We start from the raw sequence: 15363 nt of genomic DNA on the forward strand, positions 1-15363 counted from the left end.
TTCATCGCAAAGTTGTGTCGGTTGAAGTGGAAGTCCTCAGACTTCTTCTACGGTCTGGGCTTCGCGGCGGGAGAGGTCGATGCCGAGCTCTTCAGCTGCTCGGTAGACTTCGTCCTCCGAGTCACGCATGTTGACCTCGTCGCCGTCCGAAGACAGAACTTCGACGTTGAGGCACAGGGACTGCATCTCCTTGATGAGGACCTTGAACGATTCGGGGATTCCCGGATCGGGCAGGTTCTCGCCCTTGACGATGGCTTCGTAGACCTTGACACGGCCCGGAATGTCATCGGACTTGATCGTCAGCAGCTCCTGCAGCGTGTACGCAGCGCCGTAGGCCTCGAGGGCCCAGACTTCCATCTCACCGAAGCGCTGACCGCCGAACTGCGCCTTACCACCGAGCGGCTGCTGGGTGATCATCGAGTACGGTCCGGTCGAACGCGCGTGGATCTTGTCGTCGACGAGGTGGTGGAGCTTGAGCATGTACATGTAGCCGACCGAGATCGGGTACGGGAACGGCTCACCGGAGCGACCGTCGAACAGCTGGGCCTTGCCCGAGGAGTCGATGAGACGATCCCCATCGCGGTTCGGGGTGGTCGAATCCAGCAGTCCGCGCAGCTCCTGCTCGTGCGCACCGTCGAAGACCGGGGTCGCGAGGTTGGTGCCGGCACCGGCCTCGCGGGCGGCGTCGGGCAGCTCGGCGGCCCATTCGGGGCTGCCTTCGATCTTCCAGCCCTGCTTCGAAATCCACCCGAGGTGGATCTCGAAGACCTGACCGATGTTCATACGACGGGGAACACCGTGCGGGTTGAGGATGACGTCGACAGGGGTTCCGTCGGCGAGGAACGGCATGTCCTCGACCGGCAGGATCGTCGAGATGACGCCCTTGTTGCCGTGACGGCCGGCCATCTTGTCGCCGATGGTGATCTTGCGGCGCTGGGCCACGTAGACGCGGACCATCTGGTTGACGCCGGGCGAGAGCTCGTCGTCCTCCTCACGGTCGAAGACGCGGACGCCGATGACGGTGCCGATCTCGCCGTGGGGCACGCGCAGCGAGGTGTCGCGGACCTCACGGGACTTCTCACCGAAGATCGCCCGCAGCAGGCGCTCCTCCGGAGTCAGCTCGGTCTCACCCTTCGGGGTGACCTTGCCGACGAGGATGTCGCCATCGGTGACCTCGGCGCCGATGCGGATGATGCCGCGATCGTCGAGGTCGGCCAGGGCGTCGGGCGAGATGTTCGGAATGTCCCGAGTGATCTCCTCGGCACCGAGCTTGGTGTCGCGAGCATCGACCTCGTGCTCCTCGATGTGGATCGAGGACAGGACGTCGTCCTGGACGAGTCGCTGGGAGAGGATGATCGCATCCTCGAAGTTGTAGCCTTCCCAGGACATGAACGCCACGAGGAGGTTCTTGCCCAGAGCCATCTCGCCGTTCTCGGTCGAGGGGCCGTCGGCGAGAACCGCACCGACCTCCACGCGATCGCCTTCGTCGACGAGGATGCGCTGGTTGTAGGAGGTGCCGTGGTTCGAACGCTTGAACTTCGCAGCCCGGTAGGTCTGCTGGGTTCCGTCGTCGGCGAGGACGGTGACGAAGTCGGCCGAGACCTCGGTGATGACACCGGGCTTCTCGGCGACGATGACGTCACCGGCGTCGACGGCGGCACGGTATTCCATGCCGGTGCCCACGACCGGAGCTTCGGACATCACCAGCGGCACAGCCTGACGCTGCATGTTCGCACCCATCAGGGCGCGGTTGGCGTCGTCGTGCTCGAGGAACGGAATCAGCGCCGAGGCGACCGAGACCATCTGACGTGCGGAGACGTCCATGAAGTCGATCGAGTCGTACTGGACCAGCTCGGCTTCGCCGCCGCCGCCCTTCGGACGGGCGAGGACCTCGACCTCGGCGAAGCGCTGCTCTTCGGTCAGCGGCGCGTTGGCCTGCGCGATGTTGAACTCGAGCTCGTCATCGGCGGTGAGGTACTGGGTGTCGTCGGTGACGACACCGTCGACGACCTTGCGGTAGGGCGTCTCGATGAAGCCGAACGGGTTGATCCGCGCATACGAGGCCAGCGAACCGATGAGACCGATGTTCGGACCCTCAGGGGTCTCGATCGGGCACATGCGTCCGTAGTGCGAGGGGTGGACGTCGCGGACTTCCATGGCGGCACGGTCACGGGAGAGACCGCCCGGTCCCAGAGCGGAGAGGCGACGCTTGTGGGTCAGACCCGCGAGCGGGTTGTTCTGATCCATGAACTGCGAGAGCTGCGAGGTGCCGAAGAACTCCTTGATCGCCGCCACCACGGGGCGGATGTTGATCAGGGTCTGCGGGGTGATCGCCTCGACGTCCTGGGTCGTCATGCGCTCACGCACGACGCGCTCCATGCGGGACAGACCGGTGCGGACCTGGTTCTCGATGAGCTCGCCGACCGCACGGATGCGGCGGTTGCCGAAGTGATCGATGTCATCGAGCTTGACGCTGAGCTCGATGTCCTCGCCGTCACGCACACCCTTCGAGGTGTCCACACCTGCGTGCAGGGACACGAGGTAGCGGATGGTCGCGACGATGTCGTCGGTGGCGAGCACCGAGTCCGAGAGCGGAGCGTCGACGCCCAGCTTGCGGTTGACCTTGTAGCGGCCGACCTTCGCCAGGTCATAGCGCTTGGGGTTGAAGTAGAGGTTGTTGAGCAGGTTGCGGGCCGCCTCGGCGGCCGCGGGCTCGGCGGGGCGCAGCTTCTTGTAGATGTCGAGCAGCGCTTCGTCCTGCGTGTTGACCGTGTCCTTGGCCATGGTCTCGCGGATCGACTCGAACTCGCCGAACTCCTCGAGGATCTTCGATTCGGTCCAGCCGAGGGCCTTGAGCAGGACGGTCACGGACTGCTTGCGCTTGCGGTCGAGGCGGACCCCGACCTGGTCGCGCTTGTCGACCTCGAACTCCAGCCAGGCACCGCGGGAGGGGATGATCTTCGCAGTGAAGATGTCCTTATCCGTGGTCTTGTCGACACTGGATTCGAAGTAGGCGCCGGGCGACCGGACCAGCTGGGAGACGACGACGCGCTCGGTGCCGTTGACGATGAACGTGCCCTTGTCCGTCATCAGCGGGAAGTCACCCATGAACACCGTCTGGCTCTTGATCTCGCCGGTGTTGTTGTTCATGAACTCGGCGGTCACGTAGAGCGGCGCCGAGTAGGTCATATCGCGTTCCTTGCACTCGTCGATCGAGTACTTGGGAGCCTCGAACCGGTGCTCCCGGAACGACAGCGACATGGATCCACCGAAGTCTTCGATCGGTGAGATCTCTTCGAAGATGTCCTCGAGTCCCGAGGTGGTGGCGACAGAGTCGTCTCCGACCTCGATGGCTTCGGCGACGCGGTCCTGCCACGCTTCCGATCCGATGAGCCAGTCGAAGCTGTCGGTCTGGAGACCGAGCAGATCGGGAACCTCGAGGGGTTCGCGAATCTTCGCGAAGGAGATTCTCTGTGGGGGGTTAGCGGTCCTGGTGTTGTCGTTGGCGGCGGCCAATGGGATCCTTCCGAGTGCTTCACCATTTGATACGTTGACTGCCCACTCGCCATCACATTCCCAGCCGTGGGTGTGTCGGGTTTCGACACTCGGCGACAACGTGGTTCACTTGAGTGGAATTGGCTTGCCCCCCGCTATATGAAGGCACGCCACAGGCAGAGTAACGCAAATATCAAGCTTATAGCATCCGGTCAAGTCATGCAAGATTCTTCTTCCACAGGCCGACCCACGCCCAGGTGGCGAATCCCGCGGCATCGTTGATCGCGAGCATCCACGTGTTCTCCACCGCGTTCCAGGTGTACACGCGCTCCACACTCGAATCGGCGCCGAGGCGCGCGTGATTGGCGATCTTGAGCCGCGCACCGAGACCGTGCCCGCGATGTTCTCGAGCCACCAGGGTCGATCCCTGCCAGCCGATCTCGGGCCGATCCGCGAAGTGTGCGACCTCGGTGAAACCCGCGGCCTCCTCTCCTCTGAGCGCGAGTGCGGTGGACACGATCTCGCGCTTCTCGGCCCGTTCCGCGTCGAGGACCCGGACCCGGGCCGCATCCCATTTCTCCTCGTCGCCGAATTCGGCGGCACCTGGAGTGTCCGTCGACATCTTCTGATGGAGGACGGCGATCTGCTCGAGCCGGTGCTCCGGCGTCGGACCCTGCCAGGTCTCGATCACATAGCCGTCCTCGCGATCCGCTGGGTCTTCGTCCGCCCCGGCCGGCCCGTCTCCCGTGGCCTCGCCGCCGACCCTCGCCACCGAGCAGCGTTCGAGCTGTCGGAACGAGTATCCGCGGCCGGCCAGGAAGGCGACATCTGGTTGGGCGCTGGGCAGGCTGCCGAACCCGGACCCCGCCGCGATGTGCGCGCCCTGCGGCGCGGCATCGCGGACCGTCGGCGGCAGTTCGCAGTAGCTCGACAGCCGCGTCCGTCCGGCGGCTCGCATCTCCTCCTCCATCACCTGCAGCAGCCGGGAACCGAGCCCCTGCCGCCGATAGGCGGGATGGACGGCGCACCACAGATCGGCGACATCGATGTTGTCGCTCAGCGGCAGATAGGCGAGGCCTTTGGCCACGATCATCCCGCCGAGGCGACCGATCCAGGTCGTATGAGTGAGATAGTCGTTGACCGAGGACAGCTGGCGGCGGACTTCGGCGGGCAGCGGATCGAAATCCTCCCCGAGTCCGGAACCGCGGTTGATGAGCGTGTCGAAGTCGAGCACCTCGGCGAGGATGCCGTCCACGGCCTGCTCGCTCAGCTCTCCCGCCCGGATCCGGGTGATCTCCATTGTCAGGACCGTCCTCGTCGTGTGCGTGGTGACCGTCCTCACGCGACAGCCTCTGGCAGACATTCTAGACTTCGAGGATGGTCAGCGTACATGTACTCAGCTTCGATCCCGCCGGCGTCAACTGCGGCATCATCACCGGCGGGCAGCGCAGCCTGCTCGTCGACTCCGGCCCCGGCCCTCTCGCCGCGCGGACTCTCATGGACCGTGCGGTGGAGTTGGGAGAGGGATCCAACGGGCGGTCGCAGCCTGTGGACGTGGTCATCACCCACGACCATTGGGATCATTTCTTCGGCACCGCGGAACTCGTGCGGGCCGGGGCCGAGACCGTGCACGCCTCCGCCTCCTTCGCCGCCGATCAGGAGGCCACCGCCTGGATCGCGCTCGATGCGGTGCGCAGCGGTGAGGAATCCGACGACTACCTCGGGCAGCTGCCCCTCGATCCGATGGAGCTCGTCGTCGCCGTCTCCCCCGTCGACGGTTCGCCCGACGGGCACGGCACCCTCGACCTCGGGGATTGCCCGGTGGAGTTCCATGTCCTCGGCGGACATTCGACGGCCGACCTCATCGTCCGACTCCCCCAGGCCGGCATCGTCTTCGCCGGCGATCTCGTCGAAGAGGGCGCTCCCCCACAGGCCGGGGCCGACGCATCGCTGAGCGAGTGGGCGAGCAGCCTGCGCGCGCTGCTCGACTTCCCGGAGGCGGAGATCTTCGTCCCCGGGCACGGACATCCCGTCGACCGCAGCTTCGTCGAGCGTCAGCTCGCCGATGTCGAAGGTCTGCGGGAGAAGCAGTCCGACGCCGAGGTGGCCCTGCCCTCCCGTGCCCTGCCCGGTGAGCATGATCGTCGGGTTCCCCGGGAGATCAGGGTGGTGTGATGCCGCGCTGGCGGTGCAGCTCGGTCACGAGGTCGCCGCCGATGGCGCCGAAGAGCGTATGCGACCAGATGCCGGGCACCTCCGCATAGCGGCGGTCGCCGTCGTAGATCCACTGCGGTTCCCGTCCTGCGTCGAGATCGTCCAGGCAGGTCGAGCAGACCGGTACGCGCACGCTTCTGCCCTCGGAAGATCCTGTCGCGGCCGAGCTAACTCGCGCGCTCGTCTGTGCTTCGCCGTGCAGCGGGTTGATCGTGCACAGGCTCTGCGGGGCGCCTCCGGCGCGCTTCGCCTCGGCCCGGGCCGCACGGGAACCGCGCTGGCCGGAGCGATGGAGCTTCACCTCGGCGATCTCCCGTCCTGCCTGGCGCAGGAGCACCATCGCTCCGGCCAGGTCGATGCGCTCGGAGTCCTCGTCGTCGACGATGGCCCGGGCCGCCTGATAGGCGTCGAGTCCGCGCTCGACCCTCTCGGCATCGGCGGGCTCAAGGCTGCTGGTCTGCAGCGCCTCGATCTCTTCGGCCAGTTCGAGGGTCTCGGAGCTGATGGTCTCCCGCAGGGACCTCCGCTGCAGGGAATCGACCCTCTCGAGCATCCGGGAGGGAAGACGGAACTGCTGCTGCGTGCGCCTCGCCGCCGCCCGCGAACGCCCGGCCCGAGCGAGCCAGATCCCGGCGATGACGAGGGCGAGCACGAGCACGGCACCGCCGAGGAACAGGCTCGAGAACGATCCCGAACCGTCGACCGTCTGCACCTCGCTGCCGGGAGCCTGCTGCCCGGTGACCGCCTCGTCCTCGGTGCGCTCCTGCGGGTCCGCATAGAGGTCGAGGAGCGTATTCAGCTTCGTCGTCGACGGGGTCGAGACGTTCCAGTCCTGTCGGGCGACGGTGAGCTGGTGCATCACCTGCATGTGCAGCTCGTGCTGGTCCTCGAAATGCTCGTCGACGGCTAGATCTGACTGGCCGTTGATCATGATGAAGGCGCCCTCTCCCCCGTGGAAGACCTTGATCTGCTCGAGGAGGTCCCGGTCGACAGTCTGCTCATCCACGGCGATGACGTAGACGGCGAAGTCGATGTCCCCCGTCTTCGCCTCGGCCTTCTCCAGCAGGCCGGGGTTGAGGGTGCCCGCGAGGGACTCCTCGACGTAGAACGGGTCGGTGTGCAGCGCCTCGGCGACCTGCTGTGCATCGATGCTCATGTCTGTCTCTTCCTCGTCCATGCCCGCCAGGCGAAGATTCCGCCGGTGCCCAGTCCGCCTCCGACGAGGATGCCGAAGATCGCGCCGGCGACCGCGCTGCCGGCCGGATAGCTCAGGGCCCGGGGATCGTCTTCACGTTCCTCGTTGACGACGATCGGTTCGCCGTCCCGGTCGAGCGTGCGCGAATAGCTGTCCGCGGGGTCCTCGACCTCTGCGCCTTCGAGCGCGCGGACGTAGGTGAGGGCCTGAGCCGAGGCACTGTCGTCGATATCGGTCTCCGGGCGTTCCTCGAGGCGACGGACGGCGCCTTTGTCCCCGACCGCCTCGGTGCTGTTGCCGATCACGAGGACCGTGGCCCGGTCATCGGGCAGTTCCGCGGCGATGCGGGCGGCGAGCAGATCGGCCTCGCCGTCGGCATCGTCGAGATTCGAGGTGGACAGGAACGCGACGTAGATCGGCACCTCGAGGTCGCGGGTCTCGTCTCGGATGGCGGCGAGGTCGGCGTCGTCGATGTCGAAGGCCTGGTAGCCGTCGATGTGGATCGGGTCGGCCGCGAAGGAGGCAGCGATCGCGCGGTAGCGTGCCGGGTCGTAGTCGGGGTCGTACTGACCGTCGATGCGATCGTCGTAGATCGAGTCGACGGAGATCTCATCGCTGTCCCCGGCGGCGATCCGCACCGACCTGGCCTCGTCGAACTTCGAGACGCTGAACATCGTCGCCCCGAGGGTCACCGCGGCGAAGACGAAGACTGCCAGCGCCCATCTCCACCATCTGGTCATCGCGGACCTCCCGATGCCAGGGCGTTGGAGGAGCCCGCCAGAGAGTTCGCGGAGCCCAGGGATGCCAGCAGCGCGTCCTCGAGCGGTTGGAAGCTGCCGAAGCCCGAATGCGCATAGGCATCGTCGCGGAGGTAGTAGGGCACCGGGCGGCGCGAGCCCGGCCGTTTGGGCACCATCAGCCGTGCCGGTTCGTGTCCTTCGTCGACCGCACCCCGGCAGTTCGCACACAGGTCGACGGTGAGGTTCGTTCCCTGCTGGCGGAGGACGAACTCTTCGATGCCCTTCGTGTGGTGGGGGAAGAGGAAGCAGAAGCGTGGTGCCTGAGCCGTGGACGAGGAGCGTGAGCGCAGGCATGAGCGCACCCAACGATCGGTGACCACGAGCGCATTGACTCCGTGGCGGTGGGTGAAGTCGGGGCTCTCGGCCCAATCGGGATGGGTGTCGATGAGGGCGGTGAGCGCCTCTTGGATTCGCCGTCCCCGGTCGTAGAGACTCCACCTCTCCTCGTTCGCGTCTGTGGGTTCGGGCAGCGGTTCGAGGGCCTTCTCCACACGGTCCTTCAGGGATCGACTGCGGACGAGTTCGGGCTCGGTCGTCAGGCTCGTCCGCCAGGAGTACTGTTCCCGGCGTCGCAGCAGCCAGGCGCTCAGTCCGAGGGCTGCGAGGGCGGCGGCGCCGAAGACGAGTCCGTCAGGGTTGCCGATGTTCAGCCCCGTCGCGGAGATGTAGTCCTCGTTGCGATCTCCCGCATCACGGGTGTCGAAATCGGGCGGGGAGGGCGGTTCCTCACCCTGTGCTGCCGCGACGAGGATGGCCAGCTGGTAGGGCACAGCCAGTTCGACCGGGAGGAAGTCGCCGCTGGCCGAGCGGGCCAGCGCCGTGGACGACCGTGGGATCGCTGGGCCGTTGCCGTCGACGAGGTAGGCCTGGGCGTTCGCTCCTCCTACGGCCTGCGAGAACAGGATGAGCGTCTGTTCGGCATCTCCGTCTTCGTGCACGCGGTAGGCCAGATCCGAGGTGAACCGTGCCCAGTCTTCGGCGGCTCGGGGCGGGACCTCGGAGACGATGGCGATGTAATGGGGCAGGCCCGACTTCGCGGTCTGCGCGGAGGCCGATTCGATCGCACTCTTCTGGTTCTCGGTGAGTCCGGGAGCGACGATCTCATCGATGTAGAGCGGGCCATCGGCCCAGGCGTCGCGGATGCGCGATCGCAGCGTCTCGAGCGCGGAGGCCCCGGTGGTCTTCTCGGTCACTGTTCAAGGATATTGCGTCGGCGCTGATCCCGCCGACGCCTTCGGTTCCGGTTCTGCAACACTCACACTTACGGCGCAGGACCCGAACGCGAAGAACCCCACAGTGGTCCACTGTGGGGTTCTTCGGGATCAGGCAGCAGTCAGACCGCTGCCTGTGGAATCACTTGAGGGTGACGGTCGCGCCGGCAGCCTCGAGGGTTTCCTTGGCCTTCTCGGCATCTTCCTTGGAAGCGCCTTCGAGGACGGCCTTGGGGGCTCCGTCGACGAGGTCCTTGGCTTCCTTGAGTCCGAGGGAGGTGAGCCCACGAACTTCCTTGATGACGGGAACCTTCTTCTCGCCGGCCGATTCGAGGATGACGTCGAATTCGGTCTGCTCTTCAGCGGCAGCGGCTTCTCCGCCACCGGCAGCGGGAGCGGCGGCGACGGCGGCCGGAGCGGCAGCCTCGACGTCGAATTCCTCTTCGAACTTCTTGACGAAGTCGGAGAGTTCGATCAGGGTGAGCTCTTTGAAGCCTTCGATGAGCTCTTCGGGTGTGAGCTTAGCCATGGTGGCCAGTCCTTCCTGTGGGGGTCACACGGTGTGACCAGGTTGATGGGGTGATGCTCAGTCGTCCGAAGCAGGAGCGGATTCCTGCTTCTCGCGGAGGGCATCGACAGTGCGCGCGGCCTTGACCAGCGGAGCGGTGAACAGGTAGGCAGCCTGGTGGAGGCTTGCCTTCATGGCACCGGCTGCCTTTGCAAGCAGCACTTCGCGGGATTCGAGGTCGGCGAGCTGGTTGACCTGCTCGGCGGTCAGGGCTGCTCCATCGAAGTAGCCGCCCTTCACCACGAGCTGGGAGTTCGCCTTGGCAAAGTTACGCAGAACCTTGGCAGCCTCCGGGGGTTCGCCGTTGACGAACGCGATCGCGGTGGGCCCACTGAGGTGCTCATCGAGACCGGCGACTCCGGCTTCCTTGGCTGCAATCTTGGTCAGCGTATTCTTTACCACGGCGTAGCTGACGTTCTCACCGAGAGAGACGCGCAGTTCTTTCATCTGCGCAACGGTGAGACCGCGGTACTCGGTCAGCAACACAGCATCGGAGTTCTCAAACTGCTGTTTGATCTCCTCTACTGCGGCTGCCTTGTCTGGCCTCGCCATGGTATTCCTTTCATAAGTCGCACGGTCTGCCCCGACACCAAAAAAGCGCTCCACGCAGGAAGGCGTGAAACGCTTCACCGTTCGGTTCATGCGAACCTTCCGGAAGTATCTCGTGCTCACCTGCGTGGGTCACTCGCTTGCGAGTCTTCGTCTGCGGGCATCGAGATTCGATGGCGAATTTCGATGGATCCACAGAGACCGACGGTCTTGGGTGTCTTCAGTCTAACCAATCGGCAGCGATCCCGTCCACTCGCCCTCGGAATACGCACCGAGAGCCTGGTCACGTCCCCTCCCCCAACTACCTGACGGCGGCCCAGATACCTTGCGCGAGGTATCTGGGCCGCCGTCAGGTAGCAGTGGGGTCAGTATTCGATGACCACGCGGCCGTCGATCTTGCCGTGGAGCATCTCGTCGAAGATGCCGTTGATGTCCTCGAGCGGACGCTTCGAGAACGTCGGGTGGATCTTACCGGCGGCATAGAACTCGAGCGCCTCGACCATGTCCTGGCGGGTGCCGACGATCGACCCGCGGATCGTCAGACCCTTGAGGACGATGTCGAAGATCGGAGCCGGGAAGTCGCCCGGGGGCAGACCGTTGAAGACGATGGTGCCGCCTCGGCGGGTCATTCCGATCGCCTGGCCGAAGGCCGCGGGGTGGACCGCGGTGACGAGCACGCCGTGGCTGCCGCCGACCTTCTCCTGGATGATCTCCGCCGGGTCCTCGGCGAAGGCGTTGACGGTGATCTCCGCGCCGTGCTTCTTGGCCAGGGCGAGCTTGTCATCGGCGACATCGACGGCGATGACGCGCATGCCCATGGCCACCGCATACTGCACCGCGATGTGCCCGAGCCCGCCGATTCCGGAGATGACGACCCACTGTCCTGGTTTGACCTCGGTGCGCTTGAGGCCTTTGTAGACGGTCACTCCCGCACACAGGACGGGGGCGATCTCATAGGGGTCGGCGCCCTCGGGGATGATCGCGGCGAACTTCGTGTCCACGAGCATGTATTCGCCGAAGGAGCCGTCGATCCCGTAACCGCCGTTGACCTGGGACTCGCACAGCGTCTCCCAGCCCTGTCGGCAGTGTTCGCAGGTTCCGCAGGCGCTCCACAGCCAAGCGTTGCCGATGGTCTGCCCGACCTCGACGTCGGTGACTCCGGGGCCGACCTTCTCCACGGTCCCCACACCTTCGTGGCCGGGGATGAGAGGGACCTTCGGTTTGACCGGCCAGTCGCCGTGGGCGGCGTGGAGGTCCGTGTGGCATACGCCCGAGGCGATGAGTTTGACGAGTGCCTGGCCGGGGCCCGGCTCCGGGATGGCATTCTGACCGACTGTGAGGTCTTTGCCGAATTCCTCGACGACCGCTGCTTTCATTCCTGACATCATTGACTCCTTTGTGGTGATGCGGCGAGGTGGATTTCCTGCATTGCGGGGTTTGAGATTGTGGCCGAAGCACCCGACGGCGGCCCAGCTACGTGGCGCGAGGTTGCTGCGCCGCCGTCAGGTAGCAGTGGGTGCGGGGTCAGAAGAAGCCCTGCTTGCTCTCCGCGTAGCTGACCAGCAGGTTCTTCGTCTGCTGGTAGTGGTCGAGCATCATCAGGTGGTTCTCACGTCCGATGCCCGAGGCCTTGTAGCCGCCGAACGCTGCGTGTGCCGGGTAGGCATGGTAGTTGTTGACCCACACGCGACCGGCCTGGATGTCGCGACCGGCCCGGTAGGCGGTGTTGCCGTTACGGGACCAGACTCCGGCGCCGAGGCCGTAGAGAGTGTCATTGGCCGTGGCGATCGCATTGTCGTAGTCGCTGAAGGTGGCCACCGAGACGACGGGTCCGAAGATCTCCTCCTGGAAGATCCGCATGCTGTTGCTGCCCTTGAAGATCGTCGGCTGGACGTAGTAGCCGCCGGACAGGTCCCCGCCGAGGTCGGCCCGGGCACCGCCGGTGAGCACCTCGGCGCCCTCCTGCTTTCCGATATCGAGGTAGGACAGGATCTTCTCAAGCTGATCGTTCGAGGCCTGGGCGCCCATCATGGTGTCGGTGTCGAGCGGGTTGCCCTGGACGATCTTCTTCGTCCGGGCGACGACCGCGTCGAGGAAGGGATCGGCGATGGATTCCTGAACGAGGGCACGGGACGGGCAGGTGCAGACCTCACCCTGGTTGAGGGCGAACATCGTGAAGCCCTCCTGCGCCTTGTCCCAGAACGCGTCGTCGCTGGAGAGCACGTCCTCGAAGAAGATGTTCGGGGACTTGCCGCCGAGCTCCAGGGTCACCGGGATGATGTTCTGCGAGGCGTACTGCATGATCAGACGACCCGTGGTGGTCTCACCGGTGAACGCGATCTTGCGGATGCGCTTGTTCGAGGCCAGCGGCTTGCCGGCCTCGAGACCGAAGCCGTTGACGATGTTGAGCACGCCGTCGGGCAGCAGATCGGCGATGAGCTCGGCGAGGACGAGGATCGAGGCCGGGGTCTGCTCGGCGGGTTTGAGGACGATCGCGTTGCCTGCGGCCAGCGCCGGGGCGATCTTCCACACGCCCATGAGGATCGGGAAGTTCCAGGGGATGATCTGCCCGACCACGCCGAGGGGTTCGTGGAAGTGGTAGGCCACGGTGTCCTCGTCGATCTGGGACAGTCCACCTTCCTGGGCTCGGATCGCCGAGGCGAAGTACCGGAAGTGATCGACGGCCAGGGGCAGGTCGGCGTTGAGTGTCTCACGCACCGCCTTGCCGTTGTCCCAGGTCTCGGCGACGGCGAGAGTCTCGAGGTTCTCCTCGATGCGGTCGGCGATCTTGTTCAGGATCACCGCACGCTCGGCCGGTGAGGTCTTGCCCCAGGCAGGTGCCGCCTTGTGCGCGGCATCGAGGGCGACCTCGATGTCCTCGGCCGTGCTCGCGGGGACCTCGGTGAAGGTCTTGCCGGTGATCGGGGTGGGGTTCTCGAAATAGTTGCCCTTGACCGGCGGAACCCACTGTCCTCCGATTAAGTTCTCGTACCGAGACTTGAAGGTCACAAGCGAGCCGTCCTGGCCGGGCTGTGCATAAACAGTCATTGCAACTCCTTTGATGCGTCTGCTTCCACCGGATGTTCTCCGTGTGCTTCAGACGCTACAGAGGGCAACGTTGCACGTGCGTTGCATCACATCCTCGGCCGGCGGCGCGAGGCTCAGAGTCCGAGGGCTTCGAGGCGGACGAGCGCCGCATTGCGTTCGGGGGCCTCGGGCGGGGCGAGGCGCAGCACGGCCATGAGCACTTCGTCATCGCCGCGGAACTGCGGCAGTCCGGCATAGCGCCACAGCTGCTGCCAGGTTCCGTCCTGGAGCAGAGTCTCGCGCATCAGCGCATCGAGCTCATCGCTGATCTCCCGGACGCCCGGCGCATCGGACTCCGGCAGCACCCGCCCACGGTACCGATCGAGCGCGGTCTCCACATCCCCCTGCGCCAGCGCCTGGTGGATCCGTTCGACATCGGAGCCGAAGCCGCCGCGCAGCCGGTAGGGGCGAGCGTCGACCCGCAGATCGCCGAGGTGGTCGATGGCCCGGCGCAGACGTGTGATCTCGGCGCGGACCGTGACTTCGCTGCCGCCGACCGGCCACAGCTGCTCGACCAGTCCCCCGCCGCTGATGCCCTCCGGGCTGCGGTGGAGGAGGAGCAGGATCTCCGCGTGGCGTCTGGTCAGTGTCAACGAGGTGCCGTCGGGGCCGCGCAGCTGCGGAGTGGAACCGGTGACCGTGAGGTAGGCATCCGATCCTTCGCCGGGACGTGAGAGCTCGCCGGAGTTCGGGGTGTAGAGCTCGGAGAGTCCGGCGCCGGCGACCTTGGCCGTCGAGGTCAGCAGCGGCAGGACGATCGAGGACACGGCGTCGTCTCCCCCGGTGACGTCGATGATGCCGAGGACCTGTCCGGTCAGCGGGTGTTTGACGGGCACGGCGCTGCAGCTCCAGGAATGCACCTCGGGGGCGAAGTGCTCGGCCTGGCTGATCTGCACGGCGCTGCCCGACCGCAGGGCCAGACCGGGCGCCGAGGTGCCCATCACATCCTCCGACCAGTCGGCTCCGGGCACGAATCCCATCGATTCGGCCCGATTGCGCACCGACCGTTCGCCTTCGACCCACAGCAGTCGTCCCTGCTCGTCACCGAGCGCCACGAGCAGGCCCGCATCGTTCGCGGGTTCGATGAGGTGGGAACGCAGCAAAGGCATGATCGAGTGGAAGGGGTGACGCCGTCTCACCTCGGCGAGCTGCTCGGCCTCATAGGCCACCCGGGTCTGCACCCCGGCAGGATCCCGCAGGCGGTCGAGGGAGCGGGTCCAGGATTCGAGGACGGAGGGGCGCACGCCCGGCGCAGACGGGTCGGTGTCGTGGGAGCTGAGACTCTGCAGGCGTTCATGGGCCCGGCGGACCATGCGCTGGTACTCGTCTTCGAGCAGCGGCATCGATTGCATGGCGGGGCGATCCACCTCCATCGGCGGGAGTCAGAGGGTTGTCTCAGTGGTCACAATCTATCCTCGAAGCCCGACCCGGGCAAGGCCGCAGACAAGAAGGGGCGGGAAGTGATCAGCTCACTTCCCGCCCCTTCTCAGGCGAACTCTATGTCCGGATCAGTCGATCAGACTCGCAGAGTCGAGTTGTCGATCGGCACACCAGGACCGTTCGAGGTCGACACGGTCGCCTTCGTGATGTAGCGGCCCTTCGAGGAGGACGGCTTGAGGCGGAGGATCTCCTCGATCGCGGCGTCGAAGTTCTCCTGCAGAGCAGCCTCGGTGAAGGAGACCTTACCGATGATGAAGTGCAGGTTCGAGTGCTTGTCGACGCGGAATTCGATCTTTCCGCCCTTGATGTCGGTCACGGCCTTGGCGACATCCATGGTCACGGTGCCGGTCTTCGGGTTCGGCATCAGGCCGCGGGGACCCAGCACCTTACCGAGACGGCCGACCTTGCCCATCATGTCCGGGGTGGCAACCGCGGCGTCGAAGTCGGTGAAGCCGTCGGCCACCTTCTCCAGCAGGTCATCGGAGCCGACGAAGTCAGCACCTGCTTCGCGGGCTGCCTCTGCACGGTCGCCGGCGGCGAACACCAGGACCCGGGCGGTCTTGCCGGTACCGTGCGGAAGGTTGACGGTGCCGCGCACCATCTGGTCTGCCTTGCGGGGATCGACCCCGAGGCGGAGGGCGACCTCGACGGTGGCGTCGTACTTCGCCACCGTGGTCTCCTTGGCCAGGACGATCGCCTGAGCCGGTTCGTACTTCACATCTGCGGCGATCTTCTCGACCGCGGCCTCATAGGCCTTTGAACGCTTTGCCATCTGCTTCTCTCCTTGCAGTCGTGGTGTGGGCT

Annotated in this window: 12 protein-coding genes; 1 reads left to right on the forward strand and 11 read right to left on the reverse strand. The window is 65.6% G+C overall.

The genetic code is table 11. The features are described from left to right. Positions 1-36: 36 nt before the first annotated feature. Positions 37-3516, reverse strand: coding sequence for a DNA-directed RNA polymerase subunit beta (gene rpoB / locus ACH82I_RS05425; RefSeq protein WP_413336022.1), 3480 nt, complete (start codon positions 3514-3516; stop codon positions 37-39). A gap of 196 nt (positions 3517-3712) precedes the next feature. Continuing rightward, a complete protein-coding gene (locus ACH82I_RS05430) occupies positions 3713-4795 on the reverse strand; it encodes a GNAT family N-acetyltransferase (protein WP_413336024.1) in 1083 nt (360 codons plus the stop codon). Between the two features lie 77 nt (positions 4796-4872). Between ACH82I_RS05430 and ACH82I_RS05435 the strand changes: the two genes are divergently transcribed. Then, positions 4873-5670, forward strand: a complete 798-nt coding sequence (locus tag ACH82I_RS05435; RefSeq protein ID WP_413336026.1) for an MBL fold metallo-hydrolase — start codon at positions 4873-4875, stop codon at positions 5668-5670. On the opposite strand, the gene ACH82I_RS05440 is transcribed toward ACH82I_RS05435, so the two are convergent. The 9 genes from ACH82I_RS05440 to rplA all read right to left on the reverse strand — a co-directional run bounded on the left by ACH82I_RS05440 (position 5657) and on the right by rplA (position 15331). After that, positions 5657-6865, reverse strand: a complete 1209-nt coding sequence (locus ACH82I_RS05440) for a hypothetical protein (RefSeq protein WP_413336028.1) — start codon at positions 6863-6865, stop codon at positions 5657-5659. The genes ACH82I_RS05435 and ACH82I_RS05440 overlap by 14 nt on opposite strands. Next, a complete protein-coding gene (locus tag ACH82I_RS05445) occupies positions 6862-7644 on the reverse strand; it encodes a hypothetical protein (protein ID WP_413336030.1) in 783 nt (260 codons plus the stop codon). Before ACH82I_RS05445 ends, ACH82I_RS05440 begins: the two co-directional genes overlap by 4 nt. Next, a complete protein-coding gene (locus ACH82I_RS05450; RefSeq protein ID WP_413336032.1) occupies positions 7641-8897 on the reverse strand; it encodes a hypothetical protein in 1257 nt (418 codons plus the stop codon). The genes ACH82I_RS05445 and ACH82I_RS05450 overlap by 4 nt, the downstream gene beginning before the upstream one ends. Before the next feature lie 160 nt (positions 8898-9057). After that, complete coding sequence (rplL, locus tag ACH82I_RS05455) at positions 9058-9444, reverse strand: 50S ribosomal protein L7/L12 (protein ID WP_230746818.1); 387 nt, start codon at positions 9442-9444, stop codon at positions 9058-9060. 57 nt (positions 9445-9501) lie between these two features. Continuing rightward, entirely contained in the window at positions 9502-10035 is a 534-nt protein-coding gene (gene rplJ, locus ACH82I_RS05460) for a 50S ribosomal protein L10 (protein ID WP_230747235.1), read from the reverse strand. A gap of 362 nt (positions 10036-10397) precedes the next feature. Next, on the reverse strand, positions 10398-11417 hold the full coding sequence (adhP, locus tag ACH82I_RS05465) for an alcohol dehydrogenase AdhP (RefSeq protein ID WP_230747240.1): 1020 nt from the start codon (positions 11415-11417) through the stop codon (positions 10398-10400). 139 nt (positions 11418-11556) lie between these two features. Continuing rightward, positions 11557-13080, reverse strand: coding sequence for an aldehyde dehydrogenase family protein (locus tag ACH82I_RS05470; protein ID WP_413336034.1), 1524 nt, complete (start codon positions 13078-13080; stop codon positions 11557-11559). A gap of 113 nt (positions 13081-13193) precedes the next feature. Continuing rightward, positions 13194-14492, reverse strand: a complete 1299-nt coding sequence (locus tag ACH82I_RS05475; protein WP_413336036.1) for a GAF domain-containing protein — start codon at positions 14490-14492, stop codon at positions 13194-13196. 143 nt (positions 14493-14635) lie between these two features. Further along, positions 14636-15331 carry a 50S ribosomal protein L1 gene (gene rplA, locus ACH82I_RS05480; protein ID WP_230746830.1) on the reverse strand — a complete coding sequence of 232 codons (696 nt, stop codon included), beginning with the start codon at positions 15329-15331 and terminating at the stop codon, positions 14636-14638. Between the last annotated feature and the right edge of the window lie 32 nt (positions 15332-15363).

Origin of the sequence: Brevibacterium sp. GP-SGM9, assembly GCF_047300845.1 — a bacterium.
Lineage (GTDB): Bacteria > Actinomycetota > Actinomycetes > Actinomycetales > Brevibacteriaceae > Brevibacterium.